Origin of the sequence: Fictibacillus sp. b24, assembly GCF_030348825.1 — a bacterium.
In the GTDB taxonomy this organism is placed as follows: Bacteria; Bacillota; Bacilli; order Bacillales; family Fictibacillaceae; genus Fictibacillus.
In genome coordinates, this window is record NZ_JAUCES010000005.1 from 287,476 (window position 1) to 312,956 (window position 25,481).

Here is a 25,481-nt window from a genome sequence, read left to right on the forward strand (position 1 = left end):
TCAACCACTCTCAAGTTCAACAAAGTTTTAACGCTATAAAAACGGCGAAAGCAAAAACCCAATCACTTCTTTTACACGCACTTTAAGAGTTCTAGTCTTTTGAAGCCGTTCGAGTGTCAGTTTCTCGGAACGAGCGAGATCCGATTCGATCACTTTTTTGACGGCTTGAATTTCTGTTTTGTCAGTAAAGATACAATTGATCTCGTCGTTATAAAAAAAGCTGCGCAGATCAAAGTTGGCGGTTCCGATATCGCAGATCGATTCATCAAACATTAATACTTTTGAATGATAAAATCCTTCATGGAACTGATAGATTTCTGCTCCAGCTTCTAAAAGAGGTATGACAAAACGATAAGACGCTTCTTGTACAAATGGATGGTCAGGAGTCATAGGTACGAGCAGCTTGACGTTTACACCCCGATCAATTGCAGACAGAAGTTCCTTGTTCATCTTTTTACCCGGAATAAAGTACGGTGAACCTATAAAGATGTTTTTTTCGGAACGTTTTATTTTTTCATAAAAGAAACGATAGGCTGCATCGCCTTTAGAGGGAAGAAGCAAGATCTCTTTGCCGTGTTCTTCATCAGTTGCAAGCCGATTCTTATTGGTCATCTTATCATTCGTCGATCCATTCCAATCATCAATGAACAAAAGCTGCAGTTCATGTACAGCCGGACCTCTTAATTTTAAATGATAATCCCGCCAATCCCCAAATCTTGTGATTCTGCCAATATATTCATTACCTATGTTATACCCTCCGATATAGCCGATCTTGTCATCTATGATGGTGATCTTCCGATGATTTCGGTGGTTGATGCGATATAAAAGATAAGGAAACTGAGGTTTGTTGCTGTATTCAAAATGAACTCCCGCATTCTTCAAATTTTGAATGGTCTTCTTTTTTACTCTATAACTTCCTATATAATCGAGAAGCAGCCTGACTTCTACGCCTTCTTTTGCTTTTGAAATCAATCTTGTACACAAATCATTGCCAAGTTCATCATCACGTAAAATGTAAAACTGTATGTATATGGAATGAGATGCTTTATCGATATCTTGAAACAGCTCATCGAAAAAATGTGAGCCAGTCGATAGAAACTGCATGTTTCCTTTTGTTGTCACAGGAGGCTCTTCCTTTTTAACCGTTTGTTGATGTCCTAAATAAAAATCAATCCACGCTAAAATCCCCACGATAGCAATCACTAAAACGATCCACACGTTCATCTCCTCCTTCTGCCAAAACTTTTATTTAGTATGCCCTTGCCATTTAAAACGACTAAAAAAAATTTTGATGAGATGTTGACTGAATGCTCATTCATTTATTTTTTATGATATAATGATGTCAGAAAATTAATTTCATTTAGAATTATTAAAAGAGAAAGAATTAGGGAATAGCAGGAGTGGAAGGGAGAGAAAGTGATGAACGGCTTAATGGTAGCAAACTGGCTTGCATTTCTTTTTGTAACCGCTTACGCATTGTTTTTGTTCGCTTATGTGGTAAAGACAAGGTATGAGTTTATCAAACTCGGTAAAAAAGTGGAGTTCGATAACACGGTACAAGAAAGAATCAAAGCAGTCTTAGTCAACGTTTTTGGTCAAAAGAAGCTGTTGAAAGATAAAAAAAGCGGAATTATCCACATTATGTTTTTTTACGGATTTATTCTTGTCCAGTTCGGAGCGATCGATTTTATTTGGAAAGGGCTCGCACCTGGGTCTCATCTGCCGCTCGGTCCGCTATATCCAGGGTTCACGTTTTTCCAAGAAATCGTAACAACGATGATCATGGTTGCAGTAGTATGGGCTTTTTATAGAAGATATGTTGAAAAGCTTGTGCGTCTGAAGAGAGGCTTTAAGTCAGGATTAGTGCTTCTGTTCATCGGCGGCTTGATGCTTTCAGTACTAGTAGGAAATGGAGCAGAAATCATCTGGCATGACTTGCCTTATGCATGGACGGCTCCGATCGCGTCAGGTATCGCAATGGCTCTCGGTTTCCTAGGTAAAACCGGTGCTGCAGTCGTTTTCTTTATCTCTTGGTGGATTCATTTATTGTTCTTATTAACATTCTTAGTGTACGTGCCTCAATCGAAGCATGCTCACTTGATCGCAGGCCCGCTGAACGTTTGGCTTGGCCGCAAAGATAAAGTAGGAAAGCTTTCGTCTATTAACTTTGAAGATGAAACGCAAGAAGTTTTCGGCGTAAATAAGATTGAAGACTTCAACCAAAAACAGCTCGTTGATCTCTACGCTTGTGTAGAATGTGGCCGCTGTACAAATGTTTGTCCAGCAACGGGTACAGGTAAGATGCTTTCACCGATGGACATGATCGTTAAACTTCGTGACCATCTGACGGTAAAAGGTGCTGCTGTTACATCCCGCACACCTTGGATGCCAGCATTTGCGTTCTCCAACACAACAGGCAACCAGATCGCATTTGAAGCTAGAGGCAAAGGTGCTGAAGAAACAGCGGCAACAACAGACGGATCATCTGCCCTTGCTTATGATGTGGAAATGATCGGTGAAGTTATGACAGAAGAAGAGATCTGGGCATGTACAACTTGCCGAAACTGTGAAGATCAGTGTCCTGTAATGAATGAACACGTTGATAAGATTATCGACATGCGCCGTTACCTTGTTTTAACAGAAGGTAAGATGGATGCTGAAGCGCAGCGTGCGATTAAGAATATCGAAAAGCAAGGAAACCCTTGGGGGATCTCGAAAAAAGAACGCGAAAACTGGCGTGAACTGAAAGAAGATATCGTGATTCCTACTGTGAAAGAGAAGGAAAAAGCAGGTGAAGAGTTCGAATACCTTTTCTGGGTAAGTTCGATGGGTGCTTATGATAACCGTTCACAAAAAATCGCCCTTTCTCTTGCGAAAATCATGAACGAAGCGGGCATCACGTTTGCAATCTTAGGAAACAAAGAGAAAAACTCTGGTGACACACCTCGTCGTCTTGGAAACGAGTTTTTATTCCAAGAGATGGCGAACGCGAACATCGAATTGTTTGAGAAGCACGATGTGAAGAAGATCATCACGATCGACCCGCATGCGTACAACACGTTTAAAAATGAATATCCGGAGTTTGGTCTAAAAGCGGAAGTTTATCATCATACAGAACTTTTAGCGGAATGGATCAAGGAAGGAAGAATTCAGCCTAAACATGAAGTGAATGAAACGATCACGTACCACGATTCTTGTTATCTAGGCCGCTATAACGAAGTATACGAGCCGCCTCGCGATATTTTAAAAGCGATTCCTGGCGTAAAAGTGGTCGAGATGGACCGCAACCGTCAAAACGGTATGTGCTGTGGAGCGGGTGGAGGTATGATGTGGATGGAAGAAAAAGCGGGCTCGCGTGTTAACGTTGCGCGTACAGAACAGGCTCTTGCTGTAAATCCAACCATGATTGGAAGCGGATGTCCATACTGCTTAACGATGTTGAGTGATGGTACGAAAGCGAAAGAAGTAGAAGATCAAGTACAAACGTTAGACGTAGTTGAAATCTTAGAAAAATCAATATTTGGATCTCAAAAACAAGAGATTCTTCAGTAGTCTGAGCATGTAAATAAGCTGCCCGCGTATGAGCTGGCAGCTTCATGCTTGGAATTTGGTCGACTGAGCGTTCGCTCGGCTTGTCTGTCATTCATTTTGTAAGCGTTAACAATATAAGTTCAGCTTCATCATTTAAAAACAGGAGGTCTTTCACATGACAAAATCAGTAATCGTTAGTGGTGCGCGTACGCCTGTCGGGAAGTTTGGCGGTGGATTAAGCTCTTTTACGGCATCAGATTTAGGTGGAATCGCCATTAAAGAAGCACTTCAACGAGCAGACGTCGCTCCAGAATCAGTTGATGAAGTTATTTTGGGCTGCGTACTTCAGGGAGGTCAAGGACAGATTCCTTCTCGTCAAGCGGCAGAAAAAGCAGGATTACCTTGGGAGACGAAGACAGAGACGATTAACAAAGTGTGTGCTTCAGGTCTTCGAGCGATCACGCTAGCAGACCAAATTATCCGTGCAGGTGATGAGGAGATCATCGTTGCGGGCGGAATGGAATCGATGAGCAATGCACCATATATTTTACCGAAAGCTCGCTGGGGTCTTCGTATGGGGGATAGCTCAGTGAAGGATCTGATGGTGCATGACGGGTTAACATGTACGTTTACTGGTGTTCACATGGGAATCTACGGAAATGACGTTGCAAAAGAGATGGAGATTTCACGCGAACGCCAAGATGAGTGGGCGTACCGCAGTCATAGCCGTGCTGTAGAGTCTATTGAAAAAGGAATATTTGCTGAAGAGATCGTTTCGGTAGAAGTGCCTCAGCGTAAAGGGGATCCGATCGTGGTTTCTCAAGATGAGTCGCCTCGTAAAGATACTTCGGTAGAATCTCTTGCTAAATTAAGACCCGTATTTTCTCAAGACGGGACGATTACAGCAGGTAACGCGCCTGGCGTGAACGATGGTGCGGCAGCTGTAGTTGTGATGAGTGAAGAGCGTGCTGAAAAAGAAGGCAAAGAAGTGATGGCAACGATTCTAGGCCACACGGCGATTGCAGTGGAAGCGAAGGATTTCCCGAAGACGCCAGGATTAGTGATTACTGAGCTTTTAAAGAAAACGGGAAAATCATTAGAAGAAATCGATCTTTTTGAAATCAATGAAGCATTCGCGGCTGTTGCGTTAACGAGCGCAGAGCTTGCTGGATTAGATCTTGAAAAAGTAAACGTGAACGGTGGCGCAGTGGCATTAGGTCACCCGATTGGGGCGAGCGGCACGCGCATCGTACTGACATTAATTCATGAGTTAAAAAGACGCGGCGGCGGACTTGGCATTGCATCAATCTGTTCAGGCGGCGGTCAAGGCGACGCGATTTTAGTAGAAGTTAAGTAAAAGAGGAGGAACATTTCATGAGCATTCAAAACATTATGGTGATTGGTGCAGGGCAAATGGGTTCAGGTATCGCGCAAGTATGTGCGATGGCTGGATACTCGGTGGTTTTGCATGATATGAAAGACGAATTCGTACAAAAAGGGATCGGCATCATTCAAAAAAACTTAAACCGTTCAGTTGAAAAGGGTCGAATGGATGAGAGTGAAAAAGAAAACATCCTTTCTCGTATTACATCTTCAACCTCTTTAGAGAACGCGTCCAACGCAGACCTTGTGATTGAAGCGGTCATTGAAAACATGGATGTAAAAACACAGCTGTTTAAGATGCTTGACCAATATGCGCCAGCACATACGATTTTAGCATCAAACACATCATCACTTCCGATTACAGAGATCGCGGCAGCAACAGAGCGTCCTGAAAAAGTAATCGGCATGCATTTCATGAACCCTGTACCGGTTATGAAACTTGTAGAAATCATACGCGGCCTTCAGACAGCAGATGAGGTGTATGAAACGATTGAGTCAGTATCCAAGAAGCTTCAAAAAGTACCTGTTGAAGTGAATGATTTTCCAGGATTCATTTCGAACCGAATCCTTATGCCGATGATCAACGAAGCAATCTTCGCGGTGTATGAAGGAGTAGCAACACCAGAAGCTGTAGATGAGATTATGAAACTCGGAATGAACCATCCTATGGGACCGCTAACTCTTGCAGACTTCATCGGGCTCGATACGTGCCTCTACATCATGGAAACACTGCATGAAGGCTTCGGTGACGATAAGTATCGTCCATGTCCATTGCTTAGAAAGTACGTGAAGGCCGGCTGGTTAGGCAAAAAATCAGGCAGAGGCTTCTACAGCTACGCTTAGGGGGTCTGACCCCACACAAAGACAAAAATTCCATTTTTGTCTTTGTGGAAGAGACACCTCACAGAGACAACATTTCAGCATTTCAAAATAGGAAATGGGGAGAGACCATGAACCTCGTGTTTACAGAAGAACAGAAGATGATGCAGAAGATGGTACGGGATTTTGCGCAAAAAGAGATAGCACCTGCCATTGAACATATGGAAGAGACAGAAGAGTTTCCGCGTCATCTTATAAAGAAGATGGCAGAGCTTGGGCTGATGGGGATTCCAATTCCAGAAGAGTATGGCGGAGCGGGGATGGATTTTACCTCGTACATCATCGCGATCAATGAACTTTCGAAAGTAAGCGCGACGATCGGTGTGATTTTATCCGTTCATACGAGTGTCGGAACAAATCCGATCCTTTATTTCGGGAATGAAGAACAAAAGAAAAAATACATTCCTAAGTTAGCGAGTGGAGAGTACCTTGGTGCGTTCGGACTTACAGAACCGAGTTCAGGTTCTGATGCAGCAAGCTTAAAAACGAGAGCTGTTAAACAAGGCGATCATTACGTTTTAAACGGCTCGAAGATATTTATTACTAACGCAGGTGAAGCGGATGTGTACATCGTGTTTGCTTCAACGGAACCTGACAAAGGCAGTTATGGAATCTCAGCCTTCATCGTAGACAAAGATACACCAGGTTTCTCAGTAGGAAAGAAAGAGAAAAAAATGGGGTTGAACGGATCAAATACGTGCGAGATCGTTTTTGAAGATGCGCGCGTTCCTGCTGAAAATCTGCTTGGTAAAGAAGGGGAAGGCTTTAAGATTGCAATGAGCAACCTGGATGTGGGCAGGATCGGAATCGCTGCTCAGTCACTTGGAATTGCAGAGGCTGCTTTAGAATATGCCACAAACTACGCAAAAGAGAGAAAACAGTTTGGCAAACCGATCGGTGCTAATCAAGGTCTAGGATTCAAACTAGCCGACATGGCGACAGAAGTTGAGGCGGCAAAACTTTTAACCTATCGTGCGGCTGATCTGAAAACAAACAACCTTTCATGCGGAAAAGAAGCGTCGATGGCAAAGCTTTTCGCTTCAGAAACGGCGATGAAATCAGCAATCGAAGCGGTGCAAGTGTACGGAGGCTACGGATATACGAAAGAGTATCCGGTAGAGAGACTGTTCCGAGACGCAAAGGTGTGTCAGATCTATGAGGGAACAAGTGAAATTCAGCGCATGGTATTAAGCAAACATTTACTAGGATAAAAGGGAGAGATAGAGATGCAATTTATGTTATCTGAAGAACATGAAATGATCCGCAAGATGGTGCGTGATTTTGCGAAAAACGAAGTTGAACCAACAGCAGCAGAACGTGACGAAGAAGAGCGTTTTGACCGTGCGATTTTCGACCAAATGGGAGAGCTGGGACTTTGCGGTATTCCTTGGCCTGAAGAGTACGGCGGGATCGGCGGAGACTATCTGGGCTATGTAATCGCAGTTGAAGAGCTTTCACGCGTTTGTGCGTCAGTCGGTGTAACACTTTCGGCTCACACATCACTTGCAGGCTGGCCGATCTTTAAGTTCGGTAACGAAGAGCAAAAGCAAAAGTTCCTTCGTCCAATGGCTGAAGGCAAGAAGATCGGAGCATACGGCTTAACAGAGCCAGGTTCTGGATCTGATGCTGGGAATATGAAAACAACCGCGAAAAAAGACGGCGATCATTACATCATCAACGGCTCTAAAATTTTCATTACAAATGCTGGAGACGCTGAGATCTATGTTGTGTTTGCGCGCACGGATATTGAAGCAGGAACGAGAGGAGTTTCTGCATTCATCGTAGAAAAAGGAACACCAGGCTTTTCTTTCGGGAAAAAAGAAAAGAAACTAGGAATTCGTTCATCTCCAACATTAGAAATCATTTTCGAAGACTGCCGAGTGCCAGCTGAAAACCTTCTTGGAAAAGAGGGAGAAGGCTTTAAAATTGCGATGATGACACTTGACGGCGGACGTAACGGAATCGCGGCTCAAGCCGTTGGGATCGCGCAAGGTGCCCTGGATGCTTCTGTAAACTACGCAAAAGAACGCAAGCAGTTCGGTAAGCCGATCGGTGTGAACCAAGGAATCGGATTCAAACTGGCTGACATGGCAACAAAAGTGGAAGCAGCAAGACTTTTAACGTATCAAGCAGCATGGAGAGAGTCTGAAGGTCTTCCATATGGAAAAGAATCCGCGATGTCTAAGCTTTTCGCTGGAGATATTGCGATGGAAGTCACAACAGACGCGGTTCAAGTATTCGGCGGATACGGCTACACGAAAGAATATCCGGTTGAGCGCTATATGCGTGACGCGAAAATTACACAGATCTATGAAGGTACTCAAGAGATTCAGCGTCTTGTTATTTCGAAGATGCTTTTGAAGGATTAAGAGTTCGAGGTTATACGACACAGTGGCTAGGGAAACTCTTTGCTAAGTCAGTCTGCATTTGAGGAATTTCTGAGCCGATTTGCAAGATGGTGTTGTCCATTTCATAACAGAGTGTTACTAAAAAAGATTTTCAAGACCACTTTAGGAGGAAACCATGCATCCATTAGCACAGCGCATCCAGCAAAAAGACGAACGCGCCCTCGCGAAAGCGATCACGCTTGCCGAGAACAACGGTGAAGACAAACTCGAGCTATTAAAGAGCATCTACCCGCTTCAAAAAGGTGCCCACTGGATCGGCATCACCGGTTCACCTGGTGCGGGGAAAAGCTCGCTCGTTAACCGTCTTATCTCTTTTTTGCGTAAAAAAGAAATGACCGTAGCCGTTGTTGCTGTTGATCCAACGAGTCCTTTTAGCGGCGGCTCTATACTCGGAGACCGCGTCAGGATGGCTGACCATTTTACCGATCCTGGTGTGTTTATCAGAAGCATGGGAACGCGTGGAAGTCTTGGAGGGCTCTCTCGTTCTACAAAAGAAACGGTAAGGCTAATGGATGCGTATGGTTTTGATGTAATTTTAATAGAGACAGTAGGAGTGGGGCAGTCTGAGCTCGACATTATGAAGCTAGCGGATTCGGTTGCGGTTGTTTTAAATCCGGGCAGCGGGGATGTTGTTCAAGTGTTTAAAGCGGGAATCATGGAAATAGCGGATCTGTTCGTTGTGAACAAAGCAGATATGCCAGGGGTTCCGAAGCTGCTCGCAGAGATTGAAGCGATGCTCGATCTAGTAAAACACGACAGTCCGTACCGCCCGCCAGTCGTACAGACCATTTCTACTGAAAATAAAGGTTTAGAAGAGTTGTGGCATGCCCTTTGTGCGCACCGTGACTATTTGGATAAAAGCGGTGAAGGAAAGGAACGGAAGCTTTCTAACCTGAAGCGTGAGGTGATGGAAGTCGTTCAGCATGAAATCTATCAGGAAGTATGGAAAAACGAACAGAAAAACGGGTTCTCCTGGCTGGCCGACTTAGAATCAGGTAACACAGACCCTTATACAGCTGCAGAACAAATCTTAACGGGACGTTTGCAGCCGGCTGACGGGAAACAGAAATGAGGGAGGCCAATTGGGTAAGAAAGAAGTGCCGTCGCTCGTAAAAGATGAGAAATTGATTCAAAGGCGGCGGGAAGAAATGGTGAAAGCGGCGGTATCTCTATTTAAAGAGAATGGATTCCACCGCACGACTACCCGTGAGATCGCAAAAGCGTCAGGCTTCAGCATCGGTACACTATACGAGTACATTCGTTCAAAAGAAGATATTTTGTATCTCGTTTGTGACAGCATCTATGATGGCGTAAAGGTGAGACTGCAGCAGGATATTAACGGTGAGGACAGCGGAATAAGAGGCGTTGAACGTGCAATCACAGCTTATTTTAAAGTGATGGACGATATGCAGGATGAAGTGCTCGTCATGTATCAGGAAGCTAAATCACTTTCTGACGAAGCGCTTCCGTATGTACTGAAAAAAGAGCTGGAGATGACAGCGATTTTTGAACAGCTTTTATCTAAAGTTGTGCTGCAGGGTGAATTGGATTTAAGTGAAAAAGAAATCCAGGCAGCAGCTCATAATATTTTAATCATAGGTCAGATGTGGACGTTCAGACGCTGGGCGCTGCAGAAGATGTATACATTGGAAGAATATACCCAATTACAGCTTCAACAATTGCTTTATGGCATAAAAGGAGCGTAAGAAAGGATGAGTAAAATGACACAGACCGACATTTACCGGCCGAAAAATCCGGTTCGATTTGTAACCGCTTCCAGTCTTTTTGATGGTCATGATGCTTCCATTAACATTATGCGAAGAATCATTCAGTCGAACGGATGTGAGGTTATCCACCTGGGACATAATCGTTCCGTAGATGAAGTAGTGAGTGCCGCGATTCAAGAAGACGTTCAAGGCATCGCCATCTCCTCTTATCAAGGCGGACACGTTGAATATTTTAAATACATGATCGATCTATTAAAAGAACGTGGTGCAGGGCATATTAAAGTCTTTGGCGGAGGCGGGGGCGTAATTATCCCACCCGAGATCAAGGAACTTCATGCTTATGGTGTGACACGTATCTTCTCGCCTGAAGATGGAAGATTGCTAGGACTTCAAGGCATGATTAATAAGATGGTAGAAGAATGTGATTTTCCGACGGTAACCTCTTTAACAGATGAGATTGAGAAAGTGAAAGAAAAAGACGTGCGCTCTGTTTCTCGTCTTATCACATTAGCGGAAAACGCAAAGCAGGCACCAGAAGAAATCGCGGCAACTGCTGAACAGACGTTAAATGAGTTGAAAAGTCTGCAAAAGCAAGTGCCTGTTCTAGGGATTACAGGTACAGGGGGAGCGGGGAAAAGTTCACTGACAGATGAGCTCGTTCGCCGTTTCTTAAATGAGTGTGAAGACAAGACGATTGCGATCATCTCGATCGACCCGACAAAACAAAAGACAGGCGGAGCGCTTTTAGGTGACAGAATCCGAATGAACGCAATCTATCATCCTCGAGTGTATATGCGTTCACTTGCAACCCGCGGATCTCGTTCAGAGCTGTCCGATGCAATTAAGGATGCGATCGCTGTAACGAAAGCAGCAGGATTTGATCTGATTGTTGTTGAGACGAGCGGAATCGGTCAAGGTGATGCTGGAATTTCTGAGATTTCCGATGCTTCGCTATACGTCATGACGAGCGAGTTTGGTGCACCGTCACAGCTTGAGAAAATCGATATGATCGATTACGCAGATATTATCGCAATCAATAAGTTCGAGCGAAAAGGTTCTGAAGATGCGCTTCGTGATGTAAAGAAGCAATATCAGCGCTCTCGCAACTGGTTTGATAGAGATCTAGATGAGATGCCGGTGTATGGAACGATCGCAAGTCAGTTTAACGACGCGGGCACGAACGTACTCTTTTATCACTTGATGAAGGTGATCGAAGAAAAGTCTGGCGTGGATTGGGGCATTCAGCCAGCTGCTGAGGCCATGACTGCAAAAAAGAACGTCATCATTCCTGGTGAACGTGCGCAATATTTAAACGAGATCGCACAAACCGTTCGCAAGTACCATGAAACGGTAAATGAGCAGGCGAAACTAGCTCGCAAGTCGTTCCAGATCCAAGGGACGCTTGAAACAGTAAGAGAATATGACGCAGCAGGTGAAGAAGTAGAGGCGAGTTTAAATAAGGCTCTTGAAAAAGTAGAAGAAAAACTTTTACCAACGACTTCAAAAATGCTGAAACAATGGCCAGAGTTAAAAGAAATGTACAGCAAAAAAGAGTTTGTCACAAAGATCCGCGACAAAGAGATCGTGACCGAGCTAACAACGAAAAGTCTTTCAGGCCTTGATATTCCAAAGGTTGCTCTTCCGAAGTTTGAAGACTGGGGAGACATCGTAAAGTGGATCATGAAAGAGAACGTTCCAGGTTCGTTCCCTTATACAGCCGGCGTGTTTCCTTTTAAACGTAAAGGAGAAGATCCGAAGCGCCAGTTCGCTGGAGAAGGAACTCCTGAACGAACGAACCGCCGTTTTCACTACCTGTCAAAAGATGATGACGCAAAGCGCTTGAGTACTGCGTTTGACTCGGTAACGCTTTATGGTGAAGATCCGGATTACCGTCCTGACATCTACGGCAAAGTTGGGGAGAGCGGTGTGAGTATCTGTACGCTCGACGATATGAAGAAGCTGTATGACGGCTTTGATCTGATCGCACCTTCAACGTCAGTTTCAATGACGATCAACGGTCCGGCACCAATTATCCTAGCGATGTTCATGAACACAGCGATTGATCAGCAAGTGAAGATTTTTGCTGAAACAAATGGAAGACAGCCGAACGAAGCAGAGTACGGCGAAATCAAGGCGATGACGCTCGCATCTGTTCGTGGAACAGTTCAGGCTGATATTTTAAAAGAAGATCAAGGGCAGAACACCTGCATCTTCTCTACTGAGTTCGCACTGCGTATGATGGGAGATATTCAGCAATACTTTATCGATCATCAAGTACGCAACTATTATTCCGTTTCCATTTCTGGCTATCATATCGCAGAAGCTGGTGCGAATCCGATCACACAGCTCGCGTTTACACTCGCAAACGGCTTTACGTATGTGGAATATTATTTAAGCCGCGGTATGGACATTAACGCATTTGCACCTAACTTATCATTCTTCTTCTCAAATGGTTTGGATCCAGAATATAGCGTGATCGGCCGTGTGGCTCGCCGAATCTGGGCAACCGTTATGCGCGATAAATACAAAGCGAACGAACGCAGTCAGAAGCTGAAGTATCATATCCAAACTTCTGGACGTTCACTTCACGCGCAAGAGATTGATTTTAACGATATCCGTACGACGCTTCAGGCGTTGATGGCACTCTATGATAACTGCAACTCGCTCCACACGAACTCGTATGATGAGGCGATCACGACACCGACTGAAGAATCTGTTCGCCGCGCGATGGCCATTCAGATGATCATTACGAAAGAACTCGGTCTAGCTCGCAACGAGAACTCGCTGCAAGGATCATTTATCATTGAAGAGTTAACGGATCTAGTAGAAGAGATGGTTCTGCAAGAGTTCGAACGCATGAATACAAGAGGTGGCGTGCTTGGTGCGATGGAAACACAGTATCAGCGCGGAAAGATTCAAGAAGAATCTATGTATTATGAAATGAAAAAGCATGATGGATCACTTCCGATTATCGGTGTGAATACGTACTTAAATCCGAACCCGCCGTCAGAAGAAGAGTTCAACATGCAGCTCGCTCGTGCGACAAAAGATGAAAAAGAACAGCAGATTCAGAATTTGAACGCGTTCCAAGAATCAAGTAAGGATCAAGCAGGAGCAGCACTAAAACGTTTAAAATCCGTTGCACTTTCTGGCGGAAACATTTTCGATGAGCTTATGCACACCGTAAAATTTGCAAGTCTCGGTCAGATCACAAGCGCACTCTATGAAGTAGGCGGAAAGTATAGAAGAAACATGTAACGACATGAGAAAAGGGAGCCGTTATTAGCGGTTCTCTTTTCTTTGCAGAAGCTGATTTCTTATTCTCTGTTGTTTTTAAAAGTGTTAATTTCCGCTGCAGGACTCGCTTTCCGCAGGGTGTGCGGTGAGCCCATTCGCCGCTTTGCGTCATTGAATGGTCTCACCTGTCCCACTCATCCTTCCGCTCCAATTAACTATTCAATGAAGAAGTTCATAGAGATTACTATTAAATGCAATAATCTTTTAGAAATCTTTTAGAAAAGTTAATTCCTAAAAAATTGGTGACATTTGCTTTTTCTATTCTCGCCACTTGCGAGTTGATTGAAGCGTAAGGTGGGGAGACTCCTGCGGGACAGGCGGGCAGGTGAGACACTTAAGAGTGAAACGTACAAATGTGGCTCACTGCCTGCCCCGCGGAAAGCGAGCCACCTGGAGCGGAAATCAACCACTTCCAAGAGCTTCGAAGTTATGGATAAAGCTTTTTCAAAACCTTTTCTATGAAAAAAGAAGATTACTACTGGCATATCCGTATGGGATTTGTTTATAATGAAGAGTATGATTCTTCTAGAGAATGAGCACAATGTGTTGATATAAATGAGTGTGGAGAAGGAAAGGAAGTGCCGATGTGGCTATGTTGAACACGTATACGAAGGAACAAGTCGTTGAAATGTCTATGGTCGAAATCGCATTTGAAATTTTGCAGAATGCTAAGCAGCCTGTTCAATTCTACGATTTAGTAAAACAGATCGCTGAAATCAAAGGTTTGTCTAAAACTGCAGTTGAAAACCGAATTGCGTATTTTTACACAGATATGAACATTGATGGACGTTTCGTTTCATTAGGAGATAACAAATGGGGACTTAAAACTTGGTACCCAGTAGAAAGCTCTGAAGAAGAACTAGGTGCTACGAACAAACCAACAAAACGTAAAAAAGCTTCTGAAGATGATTATGACTTTGAAGAAGACTTTGATGATGAAGACTTCGATGAGTTAGAAGTTGAAGATGAGTTTGTTGAAGACGACGATCTTGCTGACGACGATGACGATGATGATGACGACGATGAAGAAGAATTAGACTTCGATGAAGAAGATGAAGACTTTGAAGAAGATGAAGACGAAGATCTTGAAGAGGAAGATGAAGATCTGTAAGTCTGAGTATTTAGTATGAGTCTACAAGAAACCGGTGCCTTTTGGTGCTGGTTTTTTTGGTTTTGATAAATAAATGCCAAATCTCATTAAAGATATTCCGGCGAGTTCTGGAGATTATACAGCGAGTTTGGATCATATTCCGGCGAGTTTTACCTATAATACGGCGGATTATCGGAATATATCGGCGATTTTACAAAATACAATAAAATTTTTCAGTAAAACAATGTCATTAAGAATAAAATTTCCATGTGCAGATCATCTTGACATGAGCTTTCGACTCGGGTAATATTCTTTTTGGGCTATTCCTGTATCTTTTATTTAAAAGACTAATTTTATATGATATCAAAGCAAAAGTGCCCCCTAACCATAGGGGAAGTGTCTTTTGCTTTTTATTTTTTTACGGATGGGACTGTGCGAAATACTGATCACAAACCTCTCCCGATAGTAGAAAAAGCGTTAAACGCACATACTTATTTTAGAAAATTTAGGGGGATTGAACACATGACAAAATATATTTTTGTTACAGGCGGGGTTGTTTCTTCTTTAGGAAAAGGGATTACTGCTGCATCATTAGGCCGTTTATTAAAAAACCGCGGAGTTAAAGTGACAACGCAAAAATTCGATCCTTATATCAACGTGGATCCAGGGACGATGAGCCCTTATCAGCACGGTGAAGTTTTCGTAACAGATGACGGTGCTGAAACGGATTTAGACTTAGGTCACTACGAGCGTTTTATCGATATTAACTTAAACAAATACAGCTCAGTTACGACTGGGAAAATCTATTCTACGGTTCTTAGAAAAGAGCGCCGCGGTGAGTATCTTGGCGGAACGGTTCAGGTTATCCCGCACATTACGAACGAAATCAAAGAGCGTGTTTTCCGTGCTGGCCGCGAAACGAATGCTGATGTAGTAATTACAGAAATCGGCGGAACAGTTGGGGACATAGAGAGCTTGCCGTTCCTAGAAGCGATTCGTCAAATTAAAAGTGATGTAGGTTCTGAAAATGTGATGTACATCCACTGTACATTGATTCCTTACATTCGTGCAGCAGGCGAGCTGAAAACGAAGCCAACACAGCACAGTGTAAAAGAGCTTCGCAGTCTTGGTATCCAGCCGAACATTATCGTGGTTCGTACAGAGATGCCAGTTCCTCAAGAAATGAAGGACAAGATCGGTCTATTCTGCGACATCGATCCGAAAGCGGTAATTGAAGCAAGAGATGCGGACACGCTTTATCAAGTGCCGATCGATCTTCAAGAACAAAAGATGGACGAGCTTGTATGCAAACATCTTAAGCTTGAGACGCACGAGCCTGATATGGCGGAATGGAAAGAACTGATCAACCGAGTAACAAACTTAAAAGGAAAAGCGAAGATCGCATTAGTCGGAAAATATGTAGCACTTCAAGATGCTTATATTTCTGTTGTTGAAGCGATGCGCCACGCAGGTTACCATTTTGACACGGATATCGACATCGACTGGATCAATTCTGAGATGGTTACAGCTGAAAATGTAAACGACCTTTTAAAGGATGCTGACGGTATTTTAGTACCTGGCGGATTCGGCGACAGAGGGGTAGAAGGGAAGATTTTAGCTACTCAATATGCGCGTGTGAACAAAGTTCCTTTCTTAGGAATCTGTTTAGGTATGCAACTGGCTTCAGTAGAGTTTGCCCGCAATGTTCTTGGACTTGAAGGAGCGCATTCTGCAGAATTAATGCCTGAAACGCCATTCCCAGTAATTGATTTGCTTCCTGAACAAAAGGACATCGAAGATCTTGGAGGAACACTTCGTCTTGGATTGTATCCTTGTAAAATTAAAGAAGATACAAAAGCGTTCGCAGCTTATAATGATGAAGTTGTTTATGAAAGACACCGTCACCGTTACGAGTTTAACAACGAGTACCGTGAACAGATGGAAAAAGCAGGCTTCATCTTCTCAGGAACATCTCCTGATGGACGCCTTGTAGAAATCATCGAATTAGAAGATCATCCGTGGTTTGTTGCGTCACAGTTCCACCCGGAATTCACATCACGACCAACACGCCCGCAAGCATTATTCCGTGACTTTATCGGCGCGGTAACACAGTTGAAAAACTAAGAATTTATAGACCGGCAGCTACCTATTCAGTGGGAGAACTGCCGGTTTTTTTATGAATGTGTTTGTGTTGGTGGGGGTATTTGTTTCTTGAAATTTGTCGAAATAGATCGACTCGCCGATATTTGTGCAAAACTCGCTGAAATAATGGCAAAACTCGCGGAAATAACTTCATAATTCGCGGGATTATGGCTGATATTTCTCGAATTAATGGCTTAATTACCCAAGTGGGTATACATCAAAATTGGTTTTTATCCCAAAAACTGCATCAATATTACTCAAAAAACAAGAAAAAGCTTGGCACATAGCCAAGCTCCTCCTTATTCTTCAACATATTCTTCTAAAATCTCTTCCGTTGTTAAAAATAATGCGTAATACACGAATAAAGCTGTTAATCCAGATGGAAAACCTAAACGCGTGCCATCATCTAGTGGCACTAATCCGCGAACGACCTTCGTATCGATCACGATATCGGCAAACTCATCAAGATTCACATCCATTTCGGCATCTTTTCGTCGTCCACCGATCAAAATGATGTTGCAGTCAGCTGTTTTACGAACTTCTGAACAAAGTGCAATTGCTTTTTCATCATCTAAAAAGCGCGTTGCCACAACTACACTATCGACCGGAATCAGCTCAGACAACTTTTCATCTGAAAAATTAGCCCCGGCCCGAAATTTATTCTCTCCATACAGTGCTTCACTCACAACAGCTTCCATTTCGCCAAAGCCTTTGAAATAAACGGTTCCTTCTGACAAAACAGACTGTGCCAGCAAGCGGGAAGCTTCTTCAATTGATTGCTCTTCTTTATCGGAAATGGATTTTAGCAATCCTGCAACTTGTGTTGAAAATATTTTTAACATGAAATGACTCCTAACTTTTCTTAAATCATCGTGAATTTGTCCTTTTATTTAGTATACTGAATTTAACAATACAATTCATGGATATGAGCAGGAAATTGATCTGACTATCTAGAATGACATACAGACAAAGAAACTCAGATGAGGTGAGCAATAATGAGCGGGAAAATATTAATTGTAGACGATCAGTATGGCATCAGAATTCTTTTAAACGAAATTTTTCAAAAAGAGGGTTATAAGACTTATCAGGCAGCTAACGGTGTACAAGCTCTTTCTATTGTAGAGAAGGACCGCCCTGATCTTGTCATTTTAGATATGAAAATTCCTGGAATGGATGGCTTGGAAATTCTTCGCCGTGTCAAAAAACACGATGAAACGATTCAAGTTATTATTATGACAGCATACGGTGAGTTGGACATGATTCATGAGGCCATGAAACTGGGAGCGATTACTCATTTTGCAAAACCATTCGACATTGATGAGATTCGAGCAGCAGTAAGGAAAGAACTTCCATTAAACACGCCTTCCTCATAAAAATCTTTTAAATGCAGGCGTGTCGCCGATGATAGCGTTTACACCCCGAAAACGTTGATGTGTTGCGGTTTTCAGGCGATATTGGTATGCTATACTAGAATTGAAAATGAGCATTATGAAATGTTTAGCAAGACGCCATGAAAGGTAAACTATAATGGCTTCTTTTTGCTGTGTATGCACATTTCAGCACTATACAATACAAAAATGTAGTTGGTCTGCTCGTGCCAATATCCAAAGGAGGACATATAATATGCCTTTAGTTTCAATGAAAGAAATGCTTGAAAAAGCAAAAGCGGAAAATTATGCAGTTGGTCAATTTAACTTGAACAACCTTGAGTTCACTCAAGCGATCCTTAAAGCTGCACAAGAAGAGAAATCTCCAGTAATTCTTGGTGTTTCTGAAGGTGCTGCTCGTTATATGGGCGGGTTCAAGCTTGTAGTTGCTATGGTTAAAGCGCTTATGGAAGAGTTTAAAGTGACTGTACCTGTAGCGATTCACCTTGACCACGGTTCAAGCTTCCAAAAGTGTGCTGAAGCGATTCATGCAGGTTTCACATCTGTAATGATCGACGGATCTCATCACCCGTTAGAAGAGAACATCGAGTTAACGAAAAAAGTGGTTGAGCTTGCTCACATCCACGGTGTTTCAGTTGAAGCAGAACTTGGCCGTATCGGTGGACAAGAAGACGACCTAATCGTTGACGATGCTGAAGCTGCTTACGCTGTACCTTCTGAGTGTGATCAACTTGTTCGTGAAACTGGCGTTGACTGTTTCGCACCTGCACTAGGATCTGTTCACGGACCTTACAAAGGTGAGCCGAACTTAGGATTCGACCGCATGAAAGAAGTTATGGAACTAACAGGTGTACCTCTTGTACTTCACGGTGGTACTGGTATCCCAACAAAAGATATCCAAAAAGCAATTTCTTTAGGAACTGCTAAAATTAACGTAAACACAGAAAACCAAATTGCTTCTCACAAAGCGGTTAAAGAATATGTTGGATCAAACCCGGACAAGTACGATCCTCGTAGCTACCTAACTGCTGCACGCGATGCGATCCAAGCTACAGTAGCTGGAAAAATGCGTGAGTTTGGTTCTTCAAACAAAGCTTAATAAAAACCTTTCTTTGAAACCGCCTATACATCATAGGCGGTTTCATTTACACTATAAGAGTGTGAAACTTGGCAAGCTTTTTAAGCGTCTTATGAAGGTGATTATAAATTTGTAAGCGTAATCCTTCGTGTATGAAGACACACATGTTATAAAAGAATATAAAAGATAGAAAAACTCAACAAACAGGAGTGATTATTTTTGAAATTCTTTATTGATACTGCCAACATTGATGATATTAAAGAAGCCTATGACCTGGGCATTTTATCTGGAGTAACAACAAACCCGTCTTTAGTTGCTAAAGAAAAAGGCGTTGATTTTCATGAGCGTTTAAAGGAAATCACTAGTCTTGTACCGGGTTCTGTTAGTGCTGAGGTGATCGGAACTTCTTATGAAGAAATGGTTACAGAAGGCCGTGAGTTAGCGAAGATCGCACCAAACATCACAGTAAAAGTTCCAATGACGCTGGATGGATTAAAAGCGGTAAAGACGTTTTCTGATGAAAACATTAAAACAAACGTAACGCTTATTTTTAATGCGAACCAAGCATTGCTAGCAGCTCGTGCAGGTGCGACATATGTTTCACCATTCTTAGGACGCTTAGATGATATTGGCCAAGATGGGCTTGAACTGATCTCACAAGTGGCGCAAATTTTTGCGATCCACGAAATTCCAACTGAGATTATTGCAGCATCTATTCGCCACCCTGTTCACGTAACAGAAGCAGCATTACGAGGCGCTCACATCGCAACGATTCCGCCAAACGTAATCAAAGGCCTAGTAAAGCATCCATTAACCGACCAAGGTATTGAAAAATTCCTAGCTGACTGGGAAGCTGCGAATAGAAAGTAAACGCCAAACATTATAGCTTTCGGAAGTGGTTGATTTCCATTACAGATGCTCGCTTTCCGCGGGGCAGGCGGGGAGCCACATTTGTACGTTTCACGTATAAGTGTCTCCCCTGCCCACCTGTCCCGCAGGAGTCTCACATCTTACACTCCAATCAACAATCATAGAAGACAAAATTTGAAAGCGACATCTTTTAGAAAAGAGCGTCTTTAATAAAAGTTTCTTAAGCTTTTGATTTTCCATCTTCATCGTAAGTTGATTGTAGCGGAAGGTTGCCGACTCCTATGGGACGAGCGGGCAGGTGGAGACTCCTAATGGCGCAAAGCGGCAGGAGGCTCACCGTTCGCCCCATGGAAAGCGAGCAACCTGGAGCGAAATCAACTGCTTAACGCGCGACAAAGAAATGCGTAATTTTTATACATGAAAAGAAAATTTTGGTAAATAATAAAACTATTGAAACTGGTAATGCAATCACAACTTTTGTGACTCTTACTGAAAGGAGTTTACCATGGAAAAACTGATGATTGAAGGGGGCTATCCTCTCGAAGGAACGGTCCATATAAGCGGAGCAAAGAATAGTGCGGTGGCATTGATTCCCGCGACGATACTAGCAGAATCTACCGTTACCATTGATGGTTTACCTAACATATCAGATGTTCGTATTCTGCGTGATTTGTTAGAGGAAATCGGAGGGGAAGCTTACCTGGATGAGAATCAGACTCTAACGGTTAACCCTGAAAAAATGATTGCGATGCCGCTGCCGAGCGGAAAAGTGAAAAAGCTTCGTGCTTCATATTACTTGATGGGTGCGATGCTAGGACGCTTTAAGAAAGCTGTTATCGGGTTGCCAGGGGGATGTAACTTAGGACCTCGTCCGATCGATCAGCACATTAAGGGGTTTGAAGCACTCGGTGCAAAAGTAACGAACGAGCAAGGTGCGATCTACCTTCGTGCGGATGAGCTTGTTGGGGCGCGAATCTACTTGGACGTTGTAAGTGTTGGAGCGACGATTAATATCATGCTTGCAGCAGTAAGAGCAAAAGGACAAACGATTATTGAGAACGCAGCGAAAGAGCCTGAAATCATTGATGTAGCTACGCTTTTAACAAGCATGGGTGCAAAGATTAAAGGTGCAGGTACTGACGTTATTCGTATCGACGGTGTTGATCAGATGCACGGCTGCCGTCATTCCATTATTCCTGACCGTATCGAAGCAGGAACGTACATGATCTTAGCAGCATCAATGGGTCAGCAAGTGCTGCTTGATAACGTAATTCCGCTTCACTTAGAATCGCTGATTGCAAAGTTAAGAGAGATGGGCGTGTACATCGAAACAAAAGATGACCAAGTGCTCGTATATAGAGGAAAAGACCCATTAAAAAGCGTTGATATTAAGACGCTCGTATACCCAGGGTTTCCGACGGATCTTCAGCAGCCGTTCACTTCACTTTTAACAAGCTCAGAAGGAACGAGCATTGTAACCGATACGATCTATAGTGCACGTTTTAAACATATCGACGAACTTCGCCGTATGGGAGCAAATGTGAAAGTTGAAGGACGTTCTGCTATAATAAATGGGCCGACAAAGCTTGAAGGTGCAAAAGTAAAAGCTTCTGACCTTCGTGCAGGAGCAGCGCTTGTTGTTGCAGGACTTATGGCAGAAGGTGTAACAGAGATCTCGGGCCTTGAGCATATCGACCGCGGCTATGAATCTTTAGTAGACAAGCTAAAAGGACTTGGTGCTAAAGTATGGCGCGAGACCATGGGTGCTGAAGAGATGGAAGAGCTTAAGAATTCATAAACAAAAATGAAAAATCACCTATACCCGGTGATTTTTCTTCAGGATAAAAATGTAAGCGTTTTAAGATTGGGGAGGGAACACACATGGAGAGAAGTTTATCAATGGAGCTTGTTCGTGTAACTGAAGCAGCAGCTCTTGCATCAGCAAGATGGATGGGTAGAGGAAAGAAAGAAGAAGCGGATGATGCAGCAACAACTGCAATGCGTAACGTTTTTGATACGGTTCCTATGAAAGGAACAGTTGTGATCGGTGAAGGAGAAATGGACGAAGCGCCGATGCTTTATATCGGTGAAAAGCTTGGGACAGGCTATGGTCCGCGAGTAGACGTAGCAGTCGATCCATTAGAAGGAACAAATATCGTAGCATCAGGAACGTGGAACGCACTGGCGGTTTTAGCGATTGCTGACCACGGAAATCTTCTTCATGCGCCAGACATGTACATGGACAAGATCGCAGTTGGCCGTGAGAGCGTCGGGAAAGTTGATATCAATGCACCTGTCATTGACAACTTAAGAGCAGTAGCGGAAGCGAAAAACAAAAATATCGAGGACTTAGTAGCGGTTATTTTAGATCGTCCTCGCCATCAGCAGATCATCCAAGACATCCGTGAAGCAGGTGCCCGTATTAAGCTGATCTCAGACGGTGATGTAGCTGCAGCGATCAATACAGCATTTGACGATACAGGAGTAGATATTTTATTCGGATCAGGCGGAGCTCCAGAGGGAGTAATCGCAGCGGTAGCATTAAAATGCCTTGGCGGAGAACTTCAAGGAAAGCTTCTTCCTCAAAACGACGAAGAATTAGAACGCTGTAAACGTATGGGTATTGATGACGTGAACCGTGTATTGTACATGGACGACCTTGTAAAAGGCGACGATGCGATTTTTGCGGCAACAGGTGTAACAGACGGTGAGCTGTTAAAAGGTGTTCGTTTTGACGGATCAACCGGAACGACACAATCTGTAGTTATGCGCGCAAAATCAGGAACGGTTCGATTTATCGATGGAAGACATAGTTTAAAGAAGAAGCCAGACCTTGTGATTAAACCATAAATAATAAGCGAGACCGGACAATGCGTCCGGTCTTTCCGTTACAATTACATGAATTCATTTTAAATTCGGTTGCAAAAGTTTTATATGTATTGTAAATTCACGTAGAGGGGCTTGTTTACTCGAGTTTCTGCTGCTTGATTAAAGACCGAATTTGTGGTTAAAATAAGAAGTATGATTCATTTTGTTATCAACATTTTCTTCATACCCACTAAACCATCTTTCAAAAGGAACTCCTTCCATTACCAAAACCTAATTTTACAAAACCAAAACCAAACCAATACAAACATAAAAAAATCCCATTTATAAAACATAAATTGAGTTAGTTATTAATAGAAAAGCGTGGTGTCACTATGGGGATAGATTTAGCAACATTAGAGACAAAGAAGTTAAAAGAGCTTTATGAGCTTGCCAAACAATTTAATATTCAATATTACGGTAAATTAACAAAACGTGAATTGATGTTTTCAATTTTGAAAGCACAGGCAGAACTTGATGGTTATTCATTCATGGAAGGTGTATTGGAAATCATCCCGAACGAAGGATTCGGCTTTCTGCGTCCGATCAACTACTCACCGAGTTCTCAAGATATCTACATATCTGCATCACAGATCCGCAGATTTGATCTAAGAAACGGAGATAAAGTTTCGGGGAAAGTTCGTCCTCCAAAAGAGAACGAGCGTTATTACGGACTTTTACAAGTTAACGCGGTAAATGGAGAAGATCCTGAAACGGCAAAAGAACGCGTGCATTTCCCTGCACTGACGGCTCTTTATCCGGAAAGAAAAATGGTGATGGAAACAACGGGCAACAATATCTCAACGCGAATCATCGATATGATGGCACCTGTTGGATTTGGTCAGCGTGGTCTGATCGTCGCTCCTCCAAAAGCGGGTAAGACGAGCTTGTTAAAGGAGATCGCACACAGTGTAACGACGAACAACCCGCAAGTAGAACTGATTGTTTTGCTTATCGACGAACGTCCAGAGGAAGTAACGGATATTGAGCGCTCTGTAAAAGGAGACGTTGTAAGCTCAACGTTTGATGAAGTGCCTGAAAACCACATTAAAGTGGCAGAGCTTGTCTTAGAGCGTGCGATGCGACTCGTTGAACATAAAAAAGATGTTGTGATCTTGCTCGACAGCATTACGCGTCTAGCTCGTGCGTACAACTTAGTTATTCCACCTAGCGGACGTACACTTTCTGGTGGTATCGACCCGGCTGCATTCCACCGTCCGAAGCGTTTCTTTGGTGCGGCGCGTAACATCGAAGAAGGCGGCAGCTTAACAATTTTAGCAACGGCTCTTGTAGATACGGGTTCTCGTATGGATGATGTTATCTACGAGGAATTCAAAGGAACAGGAAACATGGAGCTTCACTTAGACCGCAAGCTGGCTGAGCGCCGTATTTTCCCTGCGATCGACATTCGCCGTTCTGGAACGAGAAAAGAAGAGATGCTTATTGCAAAAGATCATCTTGAAGCACTTTGGTCGATCCGTAAGACGATGGATGACTCGTTCGATTTCGTAGATAAATTCATGAAACGCATGCGTAAAACGGAAAACAACGAAGAGTTTTTCGAGCTGTTTGAGAGTGAAAAAAAGGGCACGCCAAAAAGAGCTAAACCCGTAACAAACTAACGAAAAAGTATGGTTGCAAATGGGTTTTGTCCCTGTTATACTATTTTTATGTGTTTATAACTCTGTCTCCGCATAGGAAACAGGGCAGAAGGAGTGGAATTAGAATGAAACAAGGAATTCATCCGAATTATAAAAAGGTTATCTTTGTTGACGCTCAAAGCGGATTTAGCTTCCTTTCAGGTTCAACTTTGTCTTCAAGCGAGACAATGAAATGGGAAGACGGTAACGAATATCCAGTAATCAAAGTGGATGTAAGTTCTGACACTCACCCGTTCTACACAGGACGTCAGAAGTTCTCTGATGTTGGTGGACGTGTTGACCGCTTTAAGAAGAAATACAACCTTAAGTAATTTGTTGCAAGTAAAAGGGCAGGAGTCTTTCTTGCCCTTTTTTCTTTTATATAAACAAACATTTTCAGACTCGGTAACTGTATTGATGGACCGGGTTTTTTATACGCCTTAAAAGGAGTAAAGCACTCCTATACCGAACGTGTAAGTATGAGAAATCAGAAGCAAAATCGTACATACTAAGGGAAAGATTGTTGCGAAAGGGGGAGCAGGCCATGTATGTGATGAAACAAAATGGCTGGATCGAATTGATTTGCGGCAGCATGTTCTCTGGAAAGTCAGAAGAACTCATTCGCCGTGTAAGAAGGGCAACGTATGCCAAACAAACAGTACAGGTGTTTAAGCCGCTGATCGATAACCGCTACAGCGAGGAGTCGGTTGTGTCTCATAACGGAACAGCTGTAATGGCTGAGCCTGTTGGACGATCTGTTGAGATCTTAAAAAATGTTTTACCGGAAACAGAAGTCGTTGCGATCGATGAAGTACAATTCTTCGATGAAGATATCATTCCGGTTGCTCAAGAGCTTGCGGATCAAGGACTGCGCGTCATCGTTGCAGGTCTTGACCAAGACTTTAAAGGCGAACCATTTGGACCTGTTCCAAAAATGATGGCACTTGCTGAACACGTGACTAAGCTTCAGGCGATCTGCATGGTTTGCGGCTCTCCTGCCAGCCGTACACAGCGTTTGATCGACGGCAGACCAGCTTCTTACGATGATCCCGTGATCTTGGTAGGCGCATCCGAGTCATACGAACCGCGCTGCCGGCATTGTCACGAAGTACCAGGAAAGAAAAGAAACCTCCTTTCAGGCGCAGAGGGCTTAGAAGGACGTTTGAAATAAATTGTATGTTGT

General features: G+C 43.2%; 22 protein-coding genes. 20 read left to right on the forward strand and 2 right to left on the reverse strand.

Features of this window, described 5'->3' with window-relative positions; all coding sequences use genetic code 11:
* Window positions 1–33 precede the first annotated feature (33 nt).
* Window positions 34–1,218: a cardiolipin synthase gene (gene cls / locus QUF49_RS01590; RefSeq protein WP_289494010.1), complete on the reverse strand. Its 1,185-nt coding sequence runs from the start codon at window positions 1,216–1,218 to the stop codon at window positions 34–36.
* A gap of 201 nt (window positions 1,219–1,419) precedes the next feature.
* Between cls and QUF49_RS01595 the strand changes: the two genes are divergently transcribed.
* From QUF49_RS01595 to QUF49_RS01645, 11 genes are all read left to right on the forward strand, one after another.
* A complete protein-coding gene (locus QUF49_RS01595; RefSeq protein WP_289494011.1) occupies window positions 1,420–3,552 on the forward strand; it encodes a 4Fe-4S dicluster domain-containing protein in 2,133 nt (710 codons plus the stop codon).
* A gap of 154 nt (window positions 3,553–3,706) precedes the next feature.
* The gene (locus QUF49_RS01600) at window positions 3,707–4,888 is read left to right on the forward strand and encodes an acetyl-CoA C-acetyltransferase (RefSeq protein ID WP_289494012.1); all 1,182 of its coding nucleotides are present in this window, start codon (window positions 3,707–3,709) and stop codon (window positions 4,886–4,888) included.
* Between the two features lie 17 nt (window positions 4,889–4,905).
* Window positions 4,906–5,757 carry a 3-hydroxybutyryl-CoA dehydrogenase gene (locus QUF49_RS01605; RefSeq protein WP_289494013.1) on the forward strand — a complete coding sequence of 284 codons (852 nt, stop codon included), beginning with the start codon at window positions 4,906–4,908 and terminating at the stop codon, window positions 5,755–5,757.
* Window positions 5,758–5,864: 107 nt separating this feature from the next.
* A complete protein-coding gene (locus tag QUF49_RS01610) occupies window positions 5,865–7,004 on the forward strand; it encodes an acyl-CoA dehydrogenase (RefSeq protein WP_289494014.1) in 1,140 nt (379 codons plus the stop codon).
* A 15-nt stretch (window positions 7,005–7,019) separates the two neighbouring features.
* A complete protein-coding gene (locus QUF49_RS01615) occupies window positions 7,020–8,162 on the forward strand; it encodes an acyl-CoA dehydrogenase (protein ID WP_289494015.1) in 1,143 nt (380 codons plus the stop codon).
* A 154-nt stretch (window positions 8,163–8,316) separates the two neighbouring features.
* Window positions 8,317–9,273: a methylmalonyl Co-A mutase-associated GTPase MeaB gene (meaB, locus tag QUF49_RS01620; RefSeq protein WP_289494016.1), complete on the forward strand. Its 957-nt coding sequence runs from the start codon at window positions 8,317–8,319 to the stop codon at window positions 9,271–9,273.
* Between the two features lie 10 nt (window positions 9,274–9,283).
* Window positions 9,284–9,907, forward strand: coding sequence for a TetR/AcrR family transcriptional regulator (locus QUF49_RS01625; RefSeq protein ID WP_289494017.1), 624 nt, complete (start codon window positions 9,284–9,286; stop codon window positions 9,905–9,907).
* Between the two features lie 15 nt (window positions 9,908–9,922).
* Window positions 9,923–13,186, forward strand: coding sequence for a fused isobutyryl-CoA mutase/GTPase IcmF (gene icmF / locus QUF49_RS01630; protein WP_289497560.1), 3,264 nt, complete (start codon window positions 9,923–9,925; stop codon window positions 13,184–13,186).
* 364 nt (window positions 13,187–13,550) lie between these two features.
* Window positions 13,551–13,733 (forward strand): hypothetical protein, encoded by a 183-nt coding sequence (locus QUF49_RS01635; RefSeq protein WP_289494018.1) that lies wholly within the window; start codon window positions 13,551–13,553, stop codon window positions 13,731–13,733.
* 84 nt (window positions 13,734–13,817) lie between these two features.
* Entirely contained in the window at window positions 13,818–14,336 is a 519-nt protein-coding gene (rpoE, locus tag QUF49_RS01640; RefSeq protein WP_289497561.1) for a DNA-directed RNA polymerase subunit delta, read from the forward strand.
* Window positions 14,337–14,837: 501 nt separating this feature from the next.
* A complete protein-coding gene (locus QUF49_RS01645; RefSeq protein ID WP_289494019.1) occupies window positions 14,838–16,439 on the forward strand; it encodes a CTP synthase in 1,602 nt (533 codons plus the stop codon).
* A gap of 317 nt (window positions 16,440–16,756) precedes the next feature.
* Here the strand turns inward: QUF49_RS01645 and QUF49_RS01650 are convergent, their stop codons facing one another.
* Window positions 16,757–17,299, reverse strand: coding sequence for a DUF2529 family protein (locus tag QUF49_RS01650; RefSeq protein WP_289494020.1), 543 nt, complete (start codon window positions 17,297–17,299; stop codon window positions 16,757–16,759).
* 150 nt (window positions 17,300–17,449) lie between these two features.
* Between QUF49_RS01650 and QUF49_RS01655 the strand changes: the two genes are divergently transcribed.
* The 9 genes from QUF49_RS01655 to QUF49_RS01695 all read left to right on the forward strand — a co-directional run bounded on the left by QUF49_RS01655 (window position 17,450) and on the right by QUF49_RS01695 (window position 25,469).
* Entirely contained in the window at window positions 17,450–17,830 is a 381-nt protein-coding gene (locus QUF49_RS01655; protein WP_171005594.1) for a response regulator, read from the forward strand.
* A gap of 250 nt (window positions 17,831–18,080) precedes the next feature.
* Window positions 18,081–18,944 (forward strand): class II fructose-1,6-bisphosphate aldolase, encoded by an 864-nt coding sequence (gene fba / locus QUF49_RS01660; protein WP_289494021.1) that lies wholly within the window; start codon window positions 18,081–18,083, stop codon window positions 18,942–18,944.
* A gap of 198 nt (window positions 18,945–19,142) precedes the next feature.
* A complete protein-coding gene (gene fsa / locus QUF49_RS01665) occupies window positions 19,143–19,793 on the forward strand; it encodes a fructose-6-phosphate aldolase (RefSeq protein WP_289494022.1) in 651 nt (216 codons plus the stop codon).
* Window positions 19,794–20,091: 298 nt separating this feature from the next.
* Window positions 20,092–20,214: a hypothetical protein gene (locus QUF49_RS01670; protein ID WP_289494023.1), complete on the forward strand. Its 123-nt coding sequence runs from the start codon at window positions 20,092–20,094 to the stop codon at window positions 20,212–20,214.
* Between the two features lie 84 nt (window positions 20,215–20,298).
* A complete protein-coding gene (locus QUF49_RS01675; protein WP_289494024.1) occupies window positions 20,299–21,591 on the forward strand; it encodes a UDP-N-acetylglucosamine 1-carboxyvinyltransferase in 1,293 nt (430 codons plus the stop codon).
* Between the two features lie 83 nt (window positions 21,592–21,674).
* Window positions 21,675–22,643: a class II fructose-bisphosphatase gene (glpX, locus tag QUF49_RS01680; RefSeq protein WP_289494025.1), complete on the forward strand. Its 969-nt coding sequence runs from the start codon at window positions 21,675–21,677 to the stop codon at window positions 22,641–22,643.
* Window positions 22,644–22,993: 350 nt separating this feature from the next.
* The gene (rho, locus tag QUF49_RS01685) at window positions 22,994–24,280 is read left to right on the forward strand and encodes a transcription termination factor Rho (protein WP_289494026.1); all 1,287 of its coding nucleotides are present in this window, start codon (window positions 22,994–22,996) and stop codon (window positions 24,278–24,280) included.
* A gap of 104 nt (window positions 24,281–24,384) precedes the next feature.
* Window positions 24,385–24,630 (forward strand): type B 50S ribosomal protein L31, encoded by a 246-nt coding sequence (locus tag QUF49_RS01690; protein ID WP_066399025.1) that lies wholly within the window; start codon window positions 24,385–24,387, stop codon window positions 24,628–24,630.
* A 212-nt stretch (window positions 24,631–24,842) separates the two neighbouring features.
* Complete coding sequence (locus tag QUF49_RS01695) at window positions 24,843–25,469, forward strand: thymidine kinase (RefSeq protein ID WP_289494027.1); 627 nt, start codon at window positions 24,843–24,845, stop codon at window positions 25,467–25,469.
* Window positions 25,470–25,481: the final 12 nt, after the last annotated feature.

Excerpts from the sequence above, each read along its gene's own strand:
- QUF49_RS01595 (WP_289494011.1), top strand. The coding sequence starts at position 1,420 with ATGAACGGCTTAATGGTAGCAAACTGGCTTGCATTTCTTTTTGTAACC.
- QUF49_RS01600 (WP_289494012.1), top strand. The coding sequence starts at position 3,707 with ATGACAAAATCAGTAATCGTTAGTGGTGCGCGTACGCCTGTCGGGAAG.
- QUF49_RS01605 (WP_289494013.1), top strand. The coding sequence starts at position 4,906 with ATGAGCATTCAAAACATTATGGTGATTGGTGCAGGGCAAATGGGTTCA.
- QUF49_RS01610 (WP_289494014.1), top strand. The coding sequence starts at position 5,865 with ATGAACCTCGTGTTTACAGAAGAACAGAAGATGATGCAGAAGATGGTA.
- QUF49_RS01615 (WP_289494015.1), top strand. The coding sequence starts at position 7,020 with ATGCAATTTATGTTATCTGAAGAACATGAAATGATCCGCAAGATGGTG.
- meaB (WP_289494016.1), top strand. The coding sequence starts at position 8,317 with ATGCATCCATTAGCACAGCGCATCCAGCAAAAAGACGAACGCGCCCTC.
- icmF (WP_289497560.1), top strand. The coding sequence starts at position 9,923 with ATGACACAGACCGACATTTACCGGCCGAAAAATCCGGTTCGATTTGTA.
- rpoE (WP_289497561.1), top strand. The coding sequence starts at position 13,818 with ATGTTGAACACGTATACGAAGGAACAAGTCGTTGAAATGTCTATGGTC.
- QUF49_RS01645 (WP_289494019.1), top strand. The coding sequence starts at position 14,838 with ATGACAAAATATATTTTTGTTACAGGCGGGGTTGTTTCTTCTTTAGGA.
- QUF49_RS01650 (WP_289494020.1), bottom strand. The coding sequence starts at position 17,299 with ATGTTAAAAATATTTTCAACACAAGTTGCAGGATTGCTAAAATCCATT.
- fba (WP_289494021.1), top strand. The coding sequence starts at position 18,081 with ATGCCTTTAGTTTCAATGAAAGAAATGCTTGAAAAAGCAAAAGCGGAA.
- QUF49_RS01675 (WP_289494024.1), top strand. The coding sequence starts at position 20,299 with ATGGAAAAACTGATGATTGAAGGGGGCTATCCTCTCGAAGGAACGGTC.
- glpX (WP_289494025.1), top strand. The coding sequence starts at position 21,675 with ATGGAGAGAAGTTTATCAATGGAGCTTGTTCGTGTAACTGAAGCAGCA.
- rho (WP_289494026.1), top strand. The coding sequence starts at position 22,994 with ATGGGGATAGATTTAGCAACATTAGAGACAAAGAAGTTAAAAGAGCTT.
- QUF49_RS01690 (WP_066399025.1), top strand. The coding sequence starts at position 24,385 with ATGAAACAAGGAATTCATCCGAATTATAAAAAGGTTATCTTTGTTGAC.
- QUF49_RS01695 (WP_289494027.1), top strand. The coding sequence starts at position 24,843 with ATGTATGTGATGAAACAAAATGGCTGGATCGAATTGATTTGCGGCAGC.